18 protein-coding genes are annotated in these 19,035 nt (G+C 58.5%); 15 read left to right on the top strand and 3 right to left on the bottom strand.

Annotation, left to right across the window (positions count from 1 at the left end; translation table 11 throughout):
* Nucleotides 1–2 precede the first annotated feature (2 nt).
* Entirely contained in the window at nucleotides 3–2,396 is a 2,394-nt protein-coding gene (locus A6070_RS00465) for a penicillin-binding protein 1A (RefSeq protein ID WP_072286563.1), read from the bottom strand.
* 443 nt (nucleotides 2,397–2,839) lie between these two features.
* On the opposite strand from A6070_RS00465, the gene A6070_RS00460 reads away from it, so the two are divergent.
* The 8 genes from A6070_RS00460 (at nucleotide 2,840) to A6070_RS00425 (ending at nucleotide 9,264) form a co-directional block, all read left to right on the top strand.
* Complete coding sequence (locus tag A6070_RS00460; RefSeq protein ID WP_072286562.1) at nucleotides 2,840–4,144, top strand: pyridoxal phosphate-dependent aminotransferase; 1,305 nt, start codon at nucleotides 2,840–2,842, stop codon at nucleotides 4,142–4,144.
* 22 nt (nucleotides 4,145–4,166) lie between these two features.
* Complete coding sequence (locus A6070_RS00455; protein WP_145926387.1) at nucleotides 4,167–5,186, top strand: HD-GYP domain-containing protein; 1,020 nt, start codon at nucleotides 4,167–4,169, stop codon at nucleotides 5,184–5,186.
* Between the two features lie 122 nt (nucleotides 5,187–5,308).
* A complete protein-coding gene (locus A6070_RS00450) occupies nucleotides 5,309–5,551 on the top strand; it encodes an AtpZ/AtpI family protein (RefSeq protein ID WP_072286560.1) in 243 nt (80 codons plus the stop codon).
* Nucleotides 5,538–5,924, top strand: a complete 387-nt coding sequence (locus tag A6070_RS00445; protein ID WP_072286559.1) for an ATP synthase subunit I — start codon at nucleotides 5,538–5,540, stop codon at nucleotides 5,922–5,924. Before A6070_RS00450 ends, A6070_RS00445 begins: the two co-directional genes overlap by 14 nt.
* The gene (locus A6070_RS00440; RefSeq protein ID WP_072286558.1) at nucleotides 5,921–6,550 is read left to right on the top strand and encodes a cyclase family protein; all 630 of its coding nucleotides are present in this window, start codon (nucleotides 5,921–5,923) and stop codon (nucleotides 6,548–6,550) included. The genes A6070_RS00445 and A6070_RS00440 overlap by 4 nt, the downstream gene beginning before the upstream one ends.
* 103 nt (nucleotides 6,551–6,653) lie before the next feature.
* A complete protein-coding gene (locus A6070_RS00435) occupies nucleotides 6,654–7,172 on the top strand; it encodes a BCAM0308 family protein (protein WP_072286557.1) in 519 nt (172 codons plus the stop codon).
* A 102-nt stretch (nucleotides 7,173–7,274) separates the two neighbouring features.
* The gene (locus A6070_RS00430) at nucleotides 7,275–7,802 is read left to right on the top strand and encodes an archease (protein WP_083568932.1); all 528 of its coding nucleotides are present in this window, start codon (nucleotides 7,275–7,277) and stop codon (nucleotides 7,800–7,802) included.
* A gap of 19 nt (nucleotides 7,803–7,821) precedes the next feature.
* Nucleotides 7,822–9,264, top strand: coding sequence for an RtcB family protein (locus A6070_RS00425; RefSeq protein WP_072286556.1), 1,443 nt, complete (start codon nucleotides 7,822–7,824; stop codon nucleotides 9,262–9,264).
* 20 nt (nucleotides 9,265–9,284) lie between these two features.
* Here the strand turns inward: A6070_RS00425 and A6070_RS00420 are convergent, their stop codons facing one another.
* Both A6070_RS00420 and A6070_RS00415 read right to left on the bottom strand, forming a co-directional pair.
* Nucleotides 9,285–9,713 (bottom strand): iron-sulfur cluster assembly scaffold protein, encoded by a 429-nt coding sequence (locus tag A6070_RS00420; protein ID WP_072286555.1) that lies wholly within the window; start codon nucleotides 9,711–9,713, stop codon nucleotides 9,285–9,287.
* 160 nt (nucleotides 9,714–9,873) lie between these two features.
* Nucleotides 9,874–10,314: a DoxX family protein gene (locus A6070_RS00415; protein ID WP_072286554.1), complete on the bottom strand. Its 441-nt coding sequence runs from the start codon at nucleotides 10,312–10,314 to the stop codon at nucleotides 9,874–9,876.
* 211 nt (nucleotides 10,315–10,525) lie between these two features.
* Between A6070_RS00415 and A6070_RS00410 the strand changes: the two genes are divergently transcribed.
* The 7 genes from A6070_RS00410 to thiL all read left to right on the top strand — a co-directional run bounded on the left by A6070_RS00410 (nucleotide 10,526) and on the right by thiL (nucleotide 19,020).
* On the top strand, nucleotides 10,526–12,484 hold the full coding sequence (locus tag A6070_RS00410) for a DEAD/DEAH box helicase (protein ID WP_330220590.1): 1,959 nt from the start codon (nucleotides 10,526–10,528) through the stop codon (nucleotides 12,482–12,484).
* On the top strand, nucleotides 12,469–13,080 hold the full coding sequence (locus A6070_RS16380; protein ID WP_330220589.1) for an ATP-dependent DNA helicase: 612 nt from the start codon (nucleotides 12,469–12,471) through the stop codon (nucleotides 13,078–13,080). Before A6070_RS00410 ends, A6070_RS16380 begins: the two co-directional genes overlap by 16 nt.
* A gap of 112 nt (nucleotides 13,081–13,192) precedes the next feature.
* A complete protein-coding gene (gene rfaD / locus A6070_RS00405) occupies nucleotides 13,193–14,143 on the top strand; it encodes an ADP-glyceromanno-heptose 6-epimerase (RefSeq protein ID WP_072286552.1) in 951 nt (316 codons plus the stop codon).
* A 74-nt stretch (nucleotides 14,144–14,217) separates the two neighbouring features.
* Nucleotides 14,218–14,805 carry a class I SAM-dependent methyltransferase gene (locus A6070_RS00400; protein WP_072286551.1) on the top strand — a complete coding sequence of 196 codons (588 nt, stop codon included), beginning with the start codon at nucleotides 14,218–14,220 and terminating at the stop codon, nucleotides 14,803–14,805.
* Nucleotides 14,796–15,560, top strand: coding sequence for an NRDE family protein (locus tag A6070_RS00395; protein WP_072286550.1), 765 nt, complete (start codon nucleotides 14,796–14,798; stop codon nucleotides 15,558–15,560). The genes A6070_RS00400 and A6070_RS00395 overlap by 10 nt, the downstream gene beginning before the upstream one ends.
* Nucleotides 15,561–15,661: 101 nt before the next feature.
* Complete coding sequence (lon, locus tag A6070_RS00390) at nucleotides 15,662–18,031, top strand: endopeptidase La (protein WP_407058548.1); 2,370 nt, start codon at nucleotides 15,662–15,664, stop codon at nucleotides 18,029–18,031.
* Nucleotides 18,028–19,020, top strand: coding sequence for a thiamine-phosphate kinase (thiL, locus tag A6070_RS00385; RefSeq protein ID WP_072286549.1), 993 nt, complete (start codon nucleotides 18,028–18,030; stop codon nucleotides 19,018–19,020). Before lon ends, thiL begins: the two co-directional genes overlap by 4 nt.
* Nucleotides 19,021–19,035: the final 15 nt, after the last annotated feature.

The raw sequence follows: 19,035 nt of genomic DNA, 5'->3' as shown, positions 1-19,035 counted from the left end.
GCTCACTCCTCCATGTCCATCTGGAAAAAATCAATGGCCTGGGGCTGCTGCGCTTCCAGAGCGTAACGGGTCGGAGCTGTTCCCGGAGCGAACGCCTCCACAGTCATGGTGGAAGCATCCTCGGGAACCAGAAGTCCGGTAGCCGGATCAATGGGGCGGAATTCGATGCCGTCCGGAACCGGAAAATGTTCGACAGGCTGGTTTTCAAGAGCCTGTCGCATGAACTCGACCCATGCCGGAGCCGCGGCCTTGGAGCCGGTTTCGAGGGGTCCCAGAGACCGCTCCTGATCGTAACCTACCCAGGACACGGCCAGCAGCCGCGGGCCGTATCCGACGAACCAGGCATCTTTCTGATCGTTGGTGGTTCCGGTCTTGCAGGCCACGGGTCTTTGCAGCGCTTTGGCGCGGTAGCCGGTGCCATCCTGCACCACGCTTTCCATCAGGTTGGTAATCAGATAGGCTGTTTCCGGGGAGATCACCCTTCGCGGAAATTGATTGATCAGTGTCTGATCGGGATCGGGTCCTCCGGGAAAATCGGCGGGATCCCGTGATTCCAGAATCCTTCCATGGCGATCGACAACCTTCGTGATGTACACAGGCCGGAGAAGTACGCCACCGTTGGCAAAGACGCAGTATGCCGAGGCCAGTTCCATGGGGGAGACGGCGGAAGATCCAAGAGCTAAAGTCAGATCCCGGTTCAAGGGTGATTCGATACCCAGCTTTTTGGCATAATTGATGGCATAACCCACGCCGATATCCTGCAGCATTTTGATGGTTACCACGTTATAGGATTGTGCCAATGCCTGGCGCAGGGTTGTTACCCCGGTGAATTTTTCGGCATAGTTTTTCGGTTTCCATTCCGTTTCCGTGCCGTCTTCGCCTTTCTGTCGATAGATCACGGGAGTATCGAGCATGATGGTTGCCGGCGTGTAGCCTTTATCCAGAGCGGCTGCATAGATCAGGGGTTTGAACGCGGAACCCGGCAGGCGGTGTGCCTGAATGGCTCGATTGAACTGGCTGCGATTAAAATCGTAACCGCCCACCAGCGCCTTGACCTCACCGGTATGGGGCGCAAGAGCGATGAGAGCGCCCTGTGCGGCCGGCTCCTGGTAGAGGGACAGAGTCATTTCCGTATCGGAGCTTTGCTTGATTTTTACCTGCACCACCGAACCGATCGGCAGAGTGGTGGCGCGCTCCCCGACAAATTTGACTTTCTGACCACGGTCGACGACCCGCAGTTTATGGGCGAGGCCACCCTGGTTAAGGGGAATGATTCCGGTAAAACGACCGATGCGCACAATCGCCCGATGGTCGCGGGAGCCGATGACAACGCCTTCGACCAGAGTTCCGGGCTCCGGTGGCTGTTTGTAGATTGCTTCCTGTTTGGATAAAAATTCGGCTTGCCGGTCGCTGTCGAAAGTCTTCAGGGGGCCACGATAACCGCGGCGGATGTCATGTTGGACAAGGTTGGACCGTACCGCCAGTTGAGCGGCTTGCTGCATGGCCACGTTCATGGTGGTGTAGACTTTCAGTCCGCCGGTATTGAGGACCTCGGTACCGTATCTCTCTTCCAGATATCGACGCACCTGCTCCGTGAAATAGGCCGCTCCGGGAATCTGGCGTTCGTTACGAGGGTGGATCACGACATTTTCCGATACGGCCTTATCCGCCTGTTGTCGCGTGATATAGCCGTCCTCGACCATACGATTCAATACATAGATCTGGCGGGTTTTGGCTTTTTCATAATTGTGAAAAGGGGAATAGCGGCTCGGAGCCTGCGGCAGTCCGGCCAGCATGGCGCTTTCCGCAAGTGACAGGTCGCCGACATTCTTGTCGAAATAATTTTCCGCCGCAGCCTGAACGCCGTAAGCACCGTGCCCAAGGTAGATCTGATTCAGATACAAAAAGAGAATGTCGTCTTTTGACAGGCTTCGTTCCATGCGGCGGGCCAGGATCGCTTCTTTGAATTTGCGGGAAAATTTTTTTTCCGGCGTCAGTAACAGGCTTTTGGCAACCTGTTGGGTAATGGTGCTGCCGCCCTGGCGGATGCCTCCGGCCATCAGGTTTTTGAGCGCGGCGCGCACGATCGAAAAAAGGTCGATGCCGCGGTGCTGATAGAATTTCGAATCTTCCGCGGCGACAAACGCCTGAACCAGTTGCCGGGGTATCCGTGAGATGGGGACGAGAATCCTTCTTTCCTGGGAAAATTCGCTGATGACGGTTTCATCGTCGGCATAGATGGTCGTGACGATAGGTGGGCGATAATCGGACAGGGTGTCGACTTTTGGCAGCGAGGCAGAGACCGACCAATAGGCAACCCCAAGCATCAGGCAGCTTGCCAGAAACAGTCCAAAACAGGCCCACAAAGAGATTTTCAGGATGCGCTTTATATTCATGAGGAAACAGGTCTCCTTGAAAAAATAAGGCCTTTTTATACCATAATCCGACCATGTAGGCCAAATTCTTTACTTCGGGCATCTATCGAAACGGGCCAGAAAAGGGCTTCTGAACTATTTTGGAAAACCCGCGGGGGCGCCGGAAGGGACTTGTTGGGGATTGACTTTCCCAGCTGTCTGTGCTAACCAACCGGAAGATAAAAGGAGAATATCCCATGATTTACCTTTTGGATCGGCGGATGGTTCCGGCACAGGCAGAGCGAGCGAAGAGCAGGGCGGCACAAGGCCGCGCCGGTGCTCGTTGTCTTGCTGTCTGAATTTCCGGGAAGTCGGGGATATCCTGCAGTAAGGCCATGAGATTTAAACGCTCATGGCTTTTTTATTTGGTGTTTGATGTGTCGTTGATGTGAACCGGGGCCTAGGAAGGGATAGCGGTCAGATTTATGAGAAACGATATCGTACATATCGGTGCGGGTGAGTTGACCTATGAAATTCGCGCTATCGTCGAGATAGCCGATACGCTCCAGCGGATGGGAATCAAGATCAATATGGAGAATATCGGCGATCCCGTGGCCAAGGGTGAGAAAATCCCCAAATGGATGAAGAAACTGATTGCCGACCTGGTTATGGAAGACTGTTCCTACGGATATTGTCCGACCAAGGGGGTTCTGGAGACCCGTCAGTATCTGGCGGAACGCACCAACAAGCGGGGGAAGGCGCAGATCACCTCCGATGATATTCTGTTTTTTAACGGTTTGGGCGACGCCATCCAGAAAGTTTATGGTTTCCTGCGCCGGGAAGCACGGGTCATAGGGCCGTCACCGACCTATTCAACCCATTCTTCGGCCGAGGCCGCGCATGCCGGGCAACGTCCGATCTCCTATCGCCTGGATCCTGACAATCACTGGTATCCGGATCTGGACGACCTGCGCCTGTCCGTGAAATACAATCCGGCGATTTCCGGTATCCTGATTATCAATCCGGACAACCCGACCGGCTCCGTTTATCCTGAAAGAATTCTTCGGGAAATGATAGCCATCGCGCGGGAATACGACCTGTTTGTCATCTGTGACGAGGTCTATCTGAATATCGTTTACAACGGACAGTCCACCAAGCCCCTTTCCGATCTGATCGGCGATGTGCCCGGCATGGCGTTGCGCGGCATCAGCAAGGAAGTCCCCTGGCCCGGGGCGCGCTGCGGATGGATCGAGATCTATAATGCCGATCGGGACCCGGTATTCAAGCGCTATGTCCAGAGCATTCTCAACGCCAAGATGGTGGAGGTCTGTTCCACCACCTTGCCGCAGAAGGCCATACCCCACATTCTGAGTCATCCTGAGTATCCCGCTTATCTCGACGAACGACGGGCACGTTACGAGCATTGTTCGAACATCGCGTATGAAATCCTTAAAGACGTGCCCCGCACCAAAGTCAACCGCACCAACGGCGCTTTTTACATGAGCGTCGTGATAAAAACCGAATGTTTGACCCACCAGCAGACTCTTCCCATCGAAAACCAGGAGGTTCGGGCTCTCGTCGAGCGACTTGTCAACCAGCCCGGGGTCTCCCTTGACAAACGTTTCGTTTACTATCTGTTGGCATCAACGGGTATTTGTGTGGTTCCCCTGTCATCTTTCTGCACTCGGGAAATGGGCTTCCGCATCACTTTGCTGGAACGCAATGAAAAAGAGTTCAGACGTATTTTCCAGACCATTGCCGAAAGCATAACCGCTTATCTGGAGTCCTGATCCTTACAGGAGTTGATCGCCATTGGATTTAACTGGAGATCCTGATAATCCGAGGTTGTCCGATGCCGGGAAAGCCCCCGAGGGGGCGGAAATTGCCGCTGAAGAATCATTTTTTTCCGTAAACGTCGATATCCTCGATTGCGTTGACAAGGCTCCGTGCGATCTATATCGGCGCAACGCAAGCGGCCAATACGTACTGCTGGCGTCCCGGTCCAGCACCCTGGACCGGGACGCCTTGAAAAGATTGCAGTTTTTTGGCATTGGGCAACTGTTCGTGCAGGGGCAGGATTCGGGATGTTTCAGCCGCATATTGCGCACCAGGCTCGATGAAATCGTCAAGAATCCCCACATTGAGGCGTCTGTCAAGGCGAGAGTGGTGCAGGCCAGTTGCCGGGACGCCATGCGACGTGCCTTCGATGATCCACGAGGTCCTTTCATCAGGCAAGCCTGCGATATGATCGTGCCGACGGTCGATCTGATTGTTCAGAGCGATCAGGCCACCCGGTATCTGATACAGTTGACCTCTTTCGACCACGCCACCTATGTTCATTCCACCAATGTCGGAATTTTTGCGGTGGCCCTGGCGCGGCTGTTTTTCGGTCTGGACAGGGCACACGACATGCACAACCTGGGCATGGGGTTTTTCCTCCATGATCTCGGCAAATGCCGGATTCCCATTGAAATTCTCAACAAGCCGGGCCCGCTGACCGAGCAGGAGCGGCAGGTCGTGAATTGCCACGTGGAGGAAGGGTTCCGGATCCTGGAAGAAAACGGCATCATTACCGATGAAGCCCGCACCATTACCCTTGAGCACCATGAGAAAGATAACGGTAAAGGGTACCCCCGCGGAAAGATGGGGGCGGATATCCATCCCTATGCGCGTATTTGCCGCATCGCCGATATCTATGAAGCGCTGACCGCTGAACGGCCCTATCACCGCAGGCGCTCCACCTTCGACGCTCTGCGGATTATGAAGGAGCAGGAGGTGGCGGATGTGGACAAGGCCTTGTTTGCGCATTTTCTGCAATTGTTCGCGGGCTGAATCCCGGCTGTTGTATTCATGCGAGGGCGGTTTTTTCCGAAGACACGGTTCTTTATTGCTCCGCCTGTGACGAAGATCGGGTAAGCGGTTGGTCTTAGCATTTTTCCTGGAAAAATTCGTATATGGCTGAAGACAGACAAAAGCTGATAAGGTCCATCGGCTTTCTCTCCGGGGTCGGCATTTCGATGGTGGCCGCGACATTGATCGGCCTGGCCATGGGGTATTATCTCGATCGCTGGCTGGGGACTTCTCCGTGGCTGACCCTGGTGTTTCTCGGTTTCGGAATCGCCGCCGGTTTTCGCAATATTTTTATTCTTACGCGGCGGGAATTGCGCCGGCAGAGCGAAGAAGATGGCCACCGGTGACGATCATCTGATCAGGGAGCTGGCTTGCAGAAACTGGATTATTCTCTGCGTCATGCTTGCGGCGAGCCTATGGTGGCGTTCGGCGCCGATTGTCCTGGGCGTGCTAGGTGGGGGGCTGCTGGTGATTGCCGGTTTCCACTCGTTGCACAGATCACTGGTTCGTCTGCTCCTGAATCGGGGTCGCCGGTCCGTCATCGTATTTTTCTGCGCTACGCCTTTCAGGCTGCTGGCAATTGCTTTGGTCATATCTGTTCTGGTCGGGCCGTTGGGGGTTCATCCCCTGTCTCTGGTGGCAGGCCTCTCAGTGGTGGTTATCAACCTGATGCTTACAGCCGTGATGCGTGTTTGGACCTGCAAAAGAGAGAATCCATGAGCCACCCTCCCCAGCTTTTCGATATCAGCGTCTCCCTTCATCCGGCTCTCCCCGGGTTTCCCCAGGATCCTCCCTGCCGCATCGCCTCTGTCGCTGCGCAAGCGGGGGGGTTCCATGTCAGTCAATTGTCCTGCAGCAGCCATGTCGGTACCCACCTCGACCTTGCCGGGCATGCGGGGTTGTGGGGGTATACCGGTTCCGACCTGCCGCTGAAGGCGCTTATCGGTCCCTGTCGTGTGGTCGACCTGCGCCACGTTTCAGGATTGATCGGCGCGGAACATCTGCGGTCCTTGGATCTTGCCGAATGCCGGCGATTGCTTCTTAAAACCAACAATTCGCATCTTTGGCAGAAGCCCGGGTTTTGCATGGACTACCAGTCTCTGGGTCTGGATGGCGCACGCTTTCTTGGCGATCTCGGTATCGAGCTGGTTGGCATCGATTATCTTTCCATCGAGGCCTGGGATGGGGACGGCGAAGTACATCACCGTCTGCTTCGCGATGGAGGAGTGATCCTTGAAGGCCTGGATCTTTCCGCCATCGATGCGGGGGCCTACGAACTTATCTGTCTGCCATTGAAGCTTGCCTGTGCTGATGGCGCTCCCTGCCGGGCACTTTTACGCCGGTAATCCCTGCCGGAAAATCCAAACGCTCTCTTTTCCCACAAGCCCCATCCGGATGCTATACTCAATTGTAGGGCGACCTTAACAATTCTTGGAAAGGGGTTAGTCTATGCGAAAAGAATCCGGAAAGTTTGGCATCGGTGACAAACGCGGTCGCTGCGAAACCAGTTCCGACCCCTATGTTCAGGCCGAAGGCTTGCCGGAGCCGACTCTCTGTCCGGGGTGTCAGGCTGTTTATCGCCATAAACGCTGGTATCTCGACGCGCAGGCCTACGAAGCGCTGGCCAGGGATGCGAAAGTGGCCAGGCAGTTGTGCCCGGCTTGTCGGAAAATCAAGGACGGGTATGCCGAAGGATATGTGACCCTGGGCGGCTCCTATCTGTGGGCACACGAAGCGGAGATCCGCAATATACTCAGAAACGAAGAAGCCAAGGCCATGGCAAAGAACCCCCTGGAGCGGATCATTCGCATGGATCGCGAAGGTGACGAGCTGGTGATCGAAACGACCGAGGAGAAACTTGCCGAACACCTCGGTCGCGCTCTGAATAAAGCGCACCAGGGAGATCTGAAGGTTGTCTGGACGGACGATCACGCCATTTGCCGTGTTAGCTGGCAGCGTGAAAAATGAAGGCATTCTGAAGGTTCGATTCACGGTGGTTTTTCAGGAATTCGACCCACGCAGGTTTGCCATTACCCCTGAAAAAGCGCCAGGCCTCGCAGGTTGAAGTTTATGCTTGGCATCGAGCGGTTGTTGCCAGAGGGTATCAGGGGTGAGTCCATGAATTTTCAACAAAAGGCGCGACACATTCCGTGTGCAAATTGCGGACAGCACACCAAGAAAGGCGGCAGGGCCGCCTTTCGGCTTTTGGAGCACACGGCCGACATGGGGATCGAAGCGGTTGCTCCCACCTGCGACGAACTCTTTGTGCAGGCCGCAAAGGCCTTGCTCTCCATTCTGGCAGGCCAGGGGCGGGCTTTTGGAGACGTTCAGGAACGGACCATTGAAGTGACAGCCGGCGACATGGAGGAACTTCTTGTCGTTTGGCTGAATGAGTTGCTGTTCATGATACAGGCAAGAGGCCTGTGGCCGCTGGATATGGCTGTGGTCCGTATTCATGCAGGGGCTTTGGAGATGCGCCTCAGGGTTGTTCCCCTGGCCGCCAATCCGGAACGGGAGATCAAAGCGGTCACTTATCACCACCTGCTGGTGACACATCGCCACGGCCAGTGGCGGGCGCGTGTCTATCTCGATTTATAATCTTTCGAAGGTAATCGCCATGACAGTCAAGGTGCAACAGCTCGATGCTTGTCGCTGGCGCCTACCGAGGGAAGGTGCCATGCGCACTGATGGCCTGGTTTTCGCCAACCGTGCCATGATGGCCGCCCTGCAAAAAGAGCAGGCTCTGGAGCAGGTGCGCAATGTGGCGACCTTGCCCGGTATTGTGGGGCCATCACTGGCCATGCCCGACATTCACTGGGGATACGGCTTTCCCATTGGTGGCGTGGCGGCCTTCGATGCCGATGAAGGCATCGTTTCGCCCGGCGGGGTCGGTTACGACATCAACTGCGGGGTACGTTTGCTGCGGTCAAATCTCCAGGCGCAGGAATTGCGTTCCTGTCTGCAGCAACTGGCCGATGCGCTGTTTCGCAATGTGCCCTCCGGGGTCGGCTCGCATCGGCGGGATCTCAGGTTGACCTTGGCGCAAGAGCGCAAGGTGCTGCAGCAGGGGGCGCGCTGGGCGGTAGCCCAAGGCATGGGCAACGAACTGGATCTGCAGCACATCGAGGACGGCGGATGTCTTGCCGGAGCCGATCCTGACCTGCTTTCGGAGCGGGCTCTGGAGCGGGGCCGCGACCAGCTCGGGACGCTTGGCAGCGGCAACCATTTTCTGGAAATCCAGATGGTGGACGAGATTCGCGAACCACGTCTGGCCGATGTACTCGGCCTGTTCCCAGGGCAGGTGACGGTCACTATCCACACCGGCAGTCGCGGACTCGGTTATCAGGTCTGCGACGATTATTTGCGCATTATGCTGCGGGCCGCAGCCAGATACGGCATTTCCCTGCCAGATCGGCAGCTGTGCTGCGCGCCGCTGAACAGTCCGGAGGGCCGCCAGTATCTCGCCGCCATGGCCTGCGCGGCGAATTTTGCGTTTGCCAACCGGCAACTGATAACCGCCTGGGTGCGCGAATCCTTCGAGCAGGTACTGCATCAAAGTGCAGCCGCCATGGGTCTGTCGGTGATTTATGATGTTTGCCACAATATCGCCAAATACGAGCAACATATCGTTGCCGGTGTCCCGCGCCGACTGTGCGTGCACCGCAAAGGTGCTACGCGGGCCTTTCCGCCGGGGCATCCCGACGTTCCGGCATGTTATCGCGCCATCGGCCAGCCGGTTCTGATCCCCGGTGACATGGGGCGCTATTCCTATGTGCTGGTCGGCACCGCTGCCGGTTTTGAAGAGACATTCGGCTCCACTTGCCACGGTGCCGGAAGGTTACTGTCGCGGCATGCCGCAAAAAAATTGGCATCGGGGCGTCGCATCGAGGAGGAGCTTGCCGCCCGTGGCATTGTTTTGCGGGCTGCCGGGCGCGGTACCGTGGCCGAGGAGATATCCGAAGCCTATAAGGATGTCACGGAGGTGGTGGAGGTGGTGCAGCAGGCCGGCATCGGCCGCATTGTTGCCAGACTGCGGCCGCTCGCGGTTATCAAGGGGTAGGCTGCAGGGTTTTTTCAGCCTCAGTCTCCCTGGTTTGAGGGACCCTTTGCGTCGTGCCCGGCGTTGATGACGGCCTCGGGTTCCCTGTCGCCGGCGAGGTAGACCCTCAGGGCCGCCTTGAGGGCGCCTACCGCCAGGTTGGAGCAGTGCACTTTTTGTGGAGGAAGCCCACCCAGGGCAATGACGACATCTTTTTCGGTCAGTTCCAGGGCTTGTTCCACGGTGAGGCCGATGCTCATTTCACTGGTGATGGAGGCGGTAGCAATCGCCGCGGCGCAGCCCATCACCTTATATTTCATGTCGGTGATGATCCCCTGTTCGATTTTCAGGAACACCAGAAGACAGTCTCCGCAGGCCGGGTCGCCATACTGGATGGCAACACTGGGATTATCCAGATAACCGACGTTGCGTGGTTGATTGAAGTGTTCCATGACGAGTTTGCTGTACATGCGCGTGCCTCTCGAAAAAGTCTGGATAAAGCGTCGTGCTTTTCGCGTTCAGACTCTCGATCCTAAAAAACATAAGCCTGCGGGTCAAGCTGTTCGCTGTCGGTGAAGTCCCTCATCTTCTGTTTTGGGGGGCCTGGCATCACGCCCGCCTGGTTTCGTTTCAGCGGCTCAATAATTGGTCAATGGAGGCCCGGCCGCCGCCGCGGATCATCAAGGCCAGGGTCATGCCCATGACCAGCAGATGGTATTCAATCCCTTCCCCTGGCTGGTTACCGCTCCAGTTCATGAAAAACCCGTTCTGCCAGTGAACCAGCCAGAGGGCGCCGGTCATGACAGCAAACAGGCCGAAGGCCGCGAAGCGGGTCAAAAAACCGATCAACAATGCCATGGCGCCAAGAAATTCGGCGGCAATCACCAGGTACGCCAGCAGCACGGGAATGCCGAAGGTGGCTGTCAAGAAACCTATCGTTGCATCCATGCCATGACCACCGAACCAACCCAGGGCTTTCTGGGCGCCGTGAGGAAAAAAGACGCATCCCAGAACGATTCGCAATACCAGGCTGGCCGTGTTGTTATCGGTTCTGCACAGGGAAAGATACATGGTTGTCCTCCTCGGTCTGCATCGATGGTTGCCGGCTTTGGTTCAAGGATGTTTATGTTTGCCGATGAAAACATGTTAGCAATGTATCATTCCCGAACGGCCTGTCAACGACCGCACGGTCTTGAAGCCGCCGGTTTTCAACCTGGGTCGGACTTTCTTTTTCGCAGCTACTTTCCTATAATGGCCAGCAGTTGACCTGGGAGAGCAGAGTATGCTGAAGACCTTTACATCCGATGTTGTTGAAACCATGCGCCAGGCCATCTCCGAAGCCGGTGGGCGGGAAGTCTTTTTTCGTGGGGTCACCGATGCGGAACTGCGGATTGAAAAGGTTCGGGTGCTTGCGCGGGGCAACGCCGATGCCGTGCCTGCCGTTATTCAGGACTGCGATTATGGTGAAGTCGTTATCCACAACCATCCCTCCGGAAATCTGGAACCATCCCTGGCCGATCTGGAAATCGCTTCGCGACTGGGGGCGCTCGGAGTTGGTTTCCTGGTTGTGGATAACCCTGTGGAACATGTGTATAAGGTGGTGGAACCCTTTGCGCCGCGTCAGCTCAAGCACCTGGCGCCGGAAAGTATTGCCGCGCTGCTTGGTCCAGGCGGGGTGGTGGCCGCAACCCTGTCCGGTTACGAGGAGCGGCCGGAACAGCTGCGCATGGCCTTTGCCGTCGCCGAGGCGTTCAATCGTGATCAGTTGGCGGTTATCGAGGCCGGCACCGGCACCGGCAAAAGTCTGGCCTACCTTGTGCCAGCCATACTCTGGGCGCTGGACAATGAAGAACGGGTGGTGGTGTCGACCAACACCATCAATCTTCAGGAGCAGCTGATCCGCAAGGACCTGCCCTTTCTGCAGCGGGCTACCGGGCTGAAGTTTCGTGCCGTGCTGGTCAAGGGCCGGAACAACTACCTGTGCCGCCGACGGGCTGAAACCGCGCGGCTGGAACCGGGGCTGTTCGACAGCGAATCGAATGCGGAATTTGCCGCGATTCTCGAATGGGCGGCTGCCACCCATGAAGGATCCCGTGAGGAACTGTCCTTTCAGCCGCGCGCCGAGGTGTGGGAAGAAGTGCGTTGCGAGGCCGACCAGTGCGCGCGGGTGCGCTGCCATCAATACGGAAACTGCTTTTTCCATCGGGCCCGTCGCCAGGCTGCCGGGGCCGATCTTCTGGTGGTCAATCACGCCCTGCTGCTGTCCGATCTGGCCCTGCGCCAGCAGACTGACAATTACAGCGCCGCTGCCGTGTTGCCGCCATTTGATCGCATCGTTATCGATGAGGCGCACCATCTCGAAGATGTGGCGACCCACTATTTCGCCTGTCAGGTAACCCGTTTCGGTTTTGCGCGGGTTCTGGGAAAATTACGGCACTTTCGAAAACCGGACAAGGGTTTGCTGCCACGGTTCATGCATCAGCTGGCCCGGGAGCTTCCGGATACCGAGGATGCGGTTTATCGGCGTTTTTACGAAATGGTGGAGACTCTTTCCGGAGACTGCCATGCTCTATACGAACGTGCGCTCCAGGTTCTCGAAGGGGTTGGGCTCGATCTGGTCGCGACCTTTGGCGGCGGAATTGGCCACGAAGAACTGCGCCAGCGCGTGGTGCCGGAACTCAGGACCGGCGAATTCTGGCCTTCGGCGGTTGATCGCCTGCGGGAGCTGGCCGCCGCCACCGGAGACCTGGCCCGGAAGCTTGACGGTCTGTTGAAAGACAGCGAGACCCTGCCCGAGGCAGTGGCGGACAAGCTGATTTCGCCTCTGACCGACCTGGGCGGCGTTGCCGACCGTTTGCATGCCATGGCCGCCGACCTGCGATTTTTCATCGCCTGCGACGACCACACCTGTGCCTGGTTCGAGGTGGCCGAGGGTCGCATCGGCCGCGGTCGCGGCCTCATCACCCGCTTATGCGCCGCCCCGCTTGAGGTTGCCGGGCAGCTCAAGACTGGCCTTTATGACCGGTTTCGCAGCGTGGTGCTGACCAGTGCCACCCTGGCAGTCGGACATACTTTCGACTATCTTGAAAACCGCATCGGGCTCGACCGTGTGGCGGCGGGCCGGGTGCGGGAATTGCTGCTTCATTCCCCTTCGATTTTGCGCGCCAGGCTCTGGTCGTGGTGCCGGACGACGTTCCGGAGCCGGGCCGCACCGGTTATCCGGGCATGGTACGCGACTTGACGGAACGCGCGGTGGTGGCAGCCGATGGCCGCAGCTTCGTGCTTTTCACGGCTTACGGCCTGCTGCGGCAGGTGCATGGCGAGTTGGCGCCAGTGCTGCAGGCACGGGGCATTCACTGTCTGCGCCAGGGGGAGGAAAACCGCCATCGCCTGCTTAAAACCTTTGCCGGGGATCCGTCCAGCGTACTGTTCGGCACCGACTCCTTCTGGGAAGGTGTCGATGTGCCCGGGCGCGCCCTGGAACAGGTCATCATTACACGCCTGCCGTTCAAGGTGCCCACCGAGCCGGTGCAGGAAGCCCGAGCCGAAGCGATTGCGGCGGCGGGCGGTGATCCATTCATGGGATATACCGTGCCGCAGGCCGTGATTAAATTCAAGCAGGGCTTCGGCCGCTTGATCCGTCATCGTGCGGACCGCGGCGTGGTCCTCATTCTTGACAGCCGCGTGGTCAACAAGGGCTATGGGCGGATGTTTTTGCGGTCGCTCCCCGAAGTGCCGGTGGCCAGAGGCTGTACCGAGGATGTCATGCGCGTACTGGCGGATTTTCTGACGCCACCGGCCGCGGAAGGCAGCCCCCTTACACCGGTTCCGGCCTGATCCGGCCGCTTTTGCTTGCACCGTCGTCGACCCCATGCTAGAAGACGAAAATGCCGGGCGATCTGCCGACGTCCGCAGTGCGGCACAAACACTGGACAAGGAGAAAATATCTATGATCATTGTCACCGGCGGCGCCGGTTTTATTGGCAGCAACATTGTTCAGGCTCTCAATGCGCGGGGGCGCGACGACCTGCTGGTTGTCGACGACCTGACCGACGGCACCAAGTTTGCCAATCTTGCTGATGCGCGGTTGCATGACTATCTGGACAAGGATGAATTTCTGACCCGCATCTCCTCCAAAGAGGTCTTCGGCGAGCGCGTCGATGCCATCATTCATCAGGGCGCCTGTTCCACCACCACCGAGTGGGATGGCCGCTACATGATGCAGACCAACTATGCCTATTCCAAGGCGCTGCTGCACTATTGCCTGGAGCGGCGCATTCCTTTTCTGTATGCCTCCAGCGCGGCAACCTATGGGGGTGGGCAGGTGTTTCGCGAGGAACCTCAGTTCGAGCGGCCGCTCAACGTGTATGGCTATTCCAAGGCGCTGTTTGACCAGTACGTGCGGCGTTTTCTTCCGCAGGCCCGCAGTCAGGTGTCGGGTTTCCGCTATTTCAACGTCTACGGCCCCCGCGAGCAGCACAAAGGGAGTATGGCCAGCGTTGCTTTTCATTTGCGCAATCAGCTGCAAAAGGATGGCCGTGTCAGGTTGTTCGAAGGCTGCGACGGCTTCGGCGACGGGGAGCAGCGCCGGGATTTCGTTTATGTGGGGGACGTTGTGGATGTCAACCTCTGGTTCCTCGATCATCCTGAAGTCTCCGGGATTTACAACGTCGGTACCGGCCGCAGCCAGACCTTCAACGATGTCGCGCATGCGGTACTGAAGGCACACAACCACGGCGAACTGCAGTATGTGCCGTTTCCCGAGCATCTCAAGGGGCACTACCAGAGTTTTACCGAAGCGGATCTGAGCCGCCTGCGCGCGGCCGGTTACGATGGGTGCTTTCGTACCGTGGAACAGGGTGTGGCGCTTTATATGGAGTGGCTGCAGCAAAACGGCTAGCCGGAACCTGATGGCGCAGCGCGGATTGCCCGACCTGGCAAAAATACTTAATTTTGAGGCGTTCAAAACCGGATATGGCCAATGACTGGAATCAAATCTGGCGGGAACGGGCCCACAGCGAACGTAATCCCGACCCCTGGCTTGTGCGGAGCCTGCACCTGTTGCCGCCGGCCGGTCGGGTGCTTGATCTGGCCTGCGGGCGCGGGCGCAATGCGCTGTATTTGGCCATGCGAGGGTATCGGGTGACAGCGGTCGATGCCTCCGCCGAGGCCCTGGCGCAGGTCGATGCCGAGGCGCGGCGGCGCGGCCTGCATATCGATACGTTGCAGCAGAATATGGAAGACTGCCCCATCCTGGATTTGCCGCCGTTTGATGTCGTTATGCAGTTCTTTTATCTGCAGCGCTCCCTGTTGCCCGAACTGCGGCGACTGGTGCGTCCGGGCGGATTTATGATCGTGCGCACTTTCAGCCGCGCGGGGGCGTTCCCCGGGGGGCCGGGGAATCCGGCTTTTGCTCTCGATCCCGGAGAATTGCCGAAATTGCTCGATGGCTGGCAGATACTGATGCACGAGGAGGGAATCGACCAGGCCCATCGAGGCGGAAGCCTTGCCGGTGTCGTGGCACGCCGACCGCTGCCGGAAGCGTGTGGCAGATGTGCCTGATCGTCGTGGCGCACAGAGCGCACCCCGACTATGCCCTGGTGCTCGCGGCCAACCGGGACGAATATTATCGGCGGCCGACGGCCGCCGCCGCATTCTGGTCCGATGCCCCGCAGGTGCTGGCCGGGCGCGATCTGCAGGGCGGAGGCACCTGGCTCGGGGTGACCAGTCAGGGACGCTGGGCGGCCCTGACCAACGTGCGCGGTTCGCGGTCCGTTTCCGCTGCGCCGTCCCGCGGCCTTCTGGTGAGTGGCTATCTGCGGGGCGACGAGGCGCCGCGGAACTACCTGGAACGCATAGCCGCACAGGCCCACCGTTACGCCGGGTTCAACCTGCTGGCTGGAGACAGTCGCACGCTGGCCTGTTTTTCCAATGATGATGGTGGCCTTCAGGTTTTGGCTCCGGGTTGTTATGGGCTCAGCAATCACCATCTGGATACCCCCTGGCCCAAGCTGGAACGGGCCAAAAACCGGGTAAAGAAGCTTTTGGCGCGACCGGATTTTGATCCCGGACAGCTATGGAAAGTGTTGGCCGACCGACATTTACCCCCGGCCGAGGCCTTGCCGGAAACCGGCCTGCCCGGTTATATGGAACGGGCTCTTGGCGCTATTTTTGTGCATTTGCCCGATTACGGAACGCGTTGTTCCACTGTGTTGGCAATCACGTACGACGGCCATGTCAGTCTTATCGAGCGTCGTTTCGGTAAAAATGGCCATATCGAGGGGGAAAGCCCTTTCCGCTTCATGGTGCACAACTGACAGCGCTGCCGGTGTCAATCACCAAGGGTGCTCCATGATGAATCCTCCACATTACGGCGATGCGGTTTTCTCGCCGCGACTTCTCCGCCTTTTTGCCAACCCTGGAATCGCCCAAGGAGAAAACCTTGCAACAGCCCATTCGAGATTTTGATATTCCTGCCCGGGTGCCTTTGCTGCCAGTGCGGGACGCCGTCGTTTTTCCACATATGATTCTGCCCCTGTTTATCGGCCGCAGTCAGTCGCTTGCCGCTGTCGAACAGGCTTTGGCCGGGGATCGCATGATCATGCTTGCCGCCCAGAAGGAACTCGGGCAGGAAGATCCCACCGCTGACGATATTTATTCCATCGGCAGCCTGGCCTTGATCATGCGATCTTTCAAGCTGCCCGATGGACGCAGCAAGATTCTCGTTCAGGGTCTTGCCAAGGCGCGAATTGTCGACTATCTGGCCGACTCGCCCTGCTTTACCGTGACCATCGAAACGCTGGAAGAGCCGGTCGCAGCGGCAGCGGACCTTGAGGTCGAGGCCCTGATGCGCAGCGTTCGCGAACAGCTGACCGAATTGCAGGGTCTGGGCCGCACCTTTCCCAACGATATGCTGGTTGCCGCGGAAAATATCGAGGATCCCGGCAGCCTGGCTGACGTGGTGGCCAGCAATCTCGGGCTCAAGGTCGCGATCGCACAGCAGTTGCTGGAAGAAACCGGAGCGTCGAGTCGGCTGCAGCGGGTCAACGATCTTCTGGTCCGGGAACTGGAGCTGGTAACCACCCAGCACCGCATCCAGAGCCAGGCCCGTGACGAGATGGGCCGTTCCCAGCGGGAATTTTTCCTGCGCGAGCAGCTGCGGGCGATTCAGGCCGAACTCGGCGAAGCCGATGCCAAAGCGGAGGACCTGCTGGAACTGCGGGCCCAGCTCGACAAGGCGCGATTGCCCGCCGATGTCGGCAAGGAGGCCCGCAAACAGCTGCAGCGCCTGGAAACCATGCCGGTCGAAGCGGCCGAGTATTCCATGCTGCGCACCTACCTGGAATGGCTGGCCGAACTTCCCTGGCAGACCGGAACCCGTGACAGCATCGATCTGGCCGGGTCCCGCGTCATTCTTGACGAGGATCACTACGATCTGGAAAAGGTCAAGGAACGTATTCTGGAATTTCTGGCGGTGTGCAAGCTCAAAAAGAAACTGAAAGGCCCGGTGCTGTGTTTTGTCGGCCCGCCGGGGGTCGGAAAGACCAGCCTCGGTAAATCGATAGCCCGCGCCCTGGGTCGCAAATTTGTGCGCGTTTCCCTCGGCGGATTGCGCGATGAGGCGGAGATTCGCGGCCATCGGCGCACCTATGTGGGCGCCCTGCCCGGGCGTATCATTCAGGCAATGAAGCAGGCCGGCAGCAACAACCCGGTTTTCATGCTGGATGAACTGGATAAGGTCGGCGGCGCCGATTTCCGTGGCGACCCGTCCTCGGCGTTGCTGGAATTGCTCGATCCCGAGCAGAATCATGCTTTTTCCGACCATTACATCCATTTGCCCTTTGATCTTTCCAAGGTTCTGTTTATCGCCACGGCCAACGTTCTCGACAGCGTCCCTTCAGCGCTCAGGGATCGCCTGGAAGTGATACGCCTGGCCGGTTACAGTGCCGAGCAGAAACTTGCCATAGCCCGACGCTACCTGATTCCCAGACAGTTGGAGGCCAACGGTTTACAAACGGGCGATCTTGATTTTTCAAACAACGCTCTGCATCGCGTGATAACCGAATATACCGCCGAGGCCGGCTTGCGAAACCTGGAACGGGAAATCGGCAGTATCTGCCGCAAAATCGCGCGACGACGGGCCGAGGGTAATTCGCGCCCGGTGCGGGTGAGCGGCGCCACGGTGGCCACCTATCTTGGTCCGCCCCGGTTTGCTGACGAGGACAAGCTGGGTTGCCACGAGACAGGCGTGGCTACCGGACTGGCCTGGACCGAAGTTGGCGGTCAGATTCTGCATGTCGAGGCCAGCGCCATGCCCGGTAGCGGCCAACTGCATCTGACCGGTCAACTTGGCACGGTTATGAAGGAAAGCGCCCAGGCCGCCCTCAGCTATGCCCGGGCCCATGCCGAGCAATACGGCATCGATCCCGATTTTCACCACAAGATCGATGTGCACGTTCATGTTCCGGCCGGTGCCATCCCGAAGGATGGCCCGAGCGCCGGCGTCACGATGCTTACCGCGCTGGTTTCGATTCTCTCCCGGCGACCGGTCAATCGTGAGGTGGCCATGACCGGAGAAATCACTCTGCGTGGCCAGGTGTTGCCCGTCGGCGGGGTCAAGGAGAAGCTTCTGGCCGCAGTGCGGGCCGGCATGCAGGTCGTGGTGCTGCCACGGCGCAACCAGAAGGATCTGGCGGATGTGCCCGCGGCGATGAAGCGCAAGCTGCGGCTGGTTTTTGCCGACCGGGTGGAGGATGTCCTGGCGGCGGCCCTGGAGGAAAGGGCATGAGACTTTCGGAGCTTGGCGAGTTCGGTTTCATTGAACGTATCCGTGCCGCTGCAGTAACCGGCGAGGGGGTCTGTCACGGCATCGGCGACGATTGTGCGGTTCTTGAATTGCCTCGTGGCGAGCGTCTTCTGACCAGCAAGGATCTGCTCATCGAGGGAATCCATTTCCAGCGTTGCTGGACCGACAGCCGTCGTCTGGGCCGCAAAAGTGTGTCGGTCAACGTCAGCGATATCGCGGCTATGGGTGGTCGGCCGCGCCATCTCTACCTTGGCCTCGGGGTTCCGGCTGACTTCCCGGTGGAAGAACTGCAATTGTTCATGGATGGTTTTCTTGAGGCCGCCGCGGAATACGGAGCCTGCCTGGTTGGCGGCGATACCTGCCGCTCCCCGGGACCGCTGCTGATCAGCGTGACCGCCGAAGGCGCGGTTGCGGCAGGCCGGGAGGTACGCCGTGCCGGTGCTGCGCCGGGACAGGCCATATACGTCTCCGGCACCCTGGGAGACAGTGCCCTGGCTTTGCATCGGCATACCGCCGGCCAACCGCTCGACCCCTGGCTTGCCTCCCGACATCACGATCCCGTGGCCCGCGTTGCCCTGGGGAAAGCTCTGTCGGAAAACGGTCTGGCCCGCGCCATGATCGATGTGTCCGATGGCCTGCTTGCCGACCTTGGGCATATTCTGAAGGCGTCGAATGTCGGTGCCATGCTGGAAGAATCCTGCCTGCCTCTTTCCGGGCCTTTCCAGTCTGCCCTGGCGTTGGAACCGCAGCTCTTGCCGCTCGCCCTGAGCGGTGGCGAAGATTATGAGCTGCTGTTTGCCGCGCAGCCGGAACAGGAGGGTGCCTTGCAGGCTCTGGCCAATCAACTGGCGGTGCCGATTACCCGAATCGGCACCATAATTCCGGCTGGCGAAGGGTTGTGCCTGCGCAATGCTGCCGGGGAGGTGCGGGCGGCCGATCGCCGAGGTTTCAATCATTTTGCCGGGGGCTGACCGGCGCCTTTTTCG

It is taken from the genome of Syntrophotalea acetylenica (genome assembly GCF_001888165.1).
Taxonomy (GTDB): Bacteria; Desulfobacterota; Desulfuromonadia; order Desulfuromonadales; family Syntrophotaleaceae; genus Syntrophotalea; species Syntrophotalea acetylenica.
This window is presented reverse-complemented; position numbering and strand designations above follow the sequence as displayed.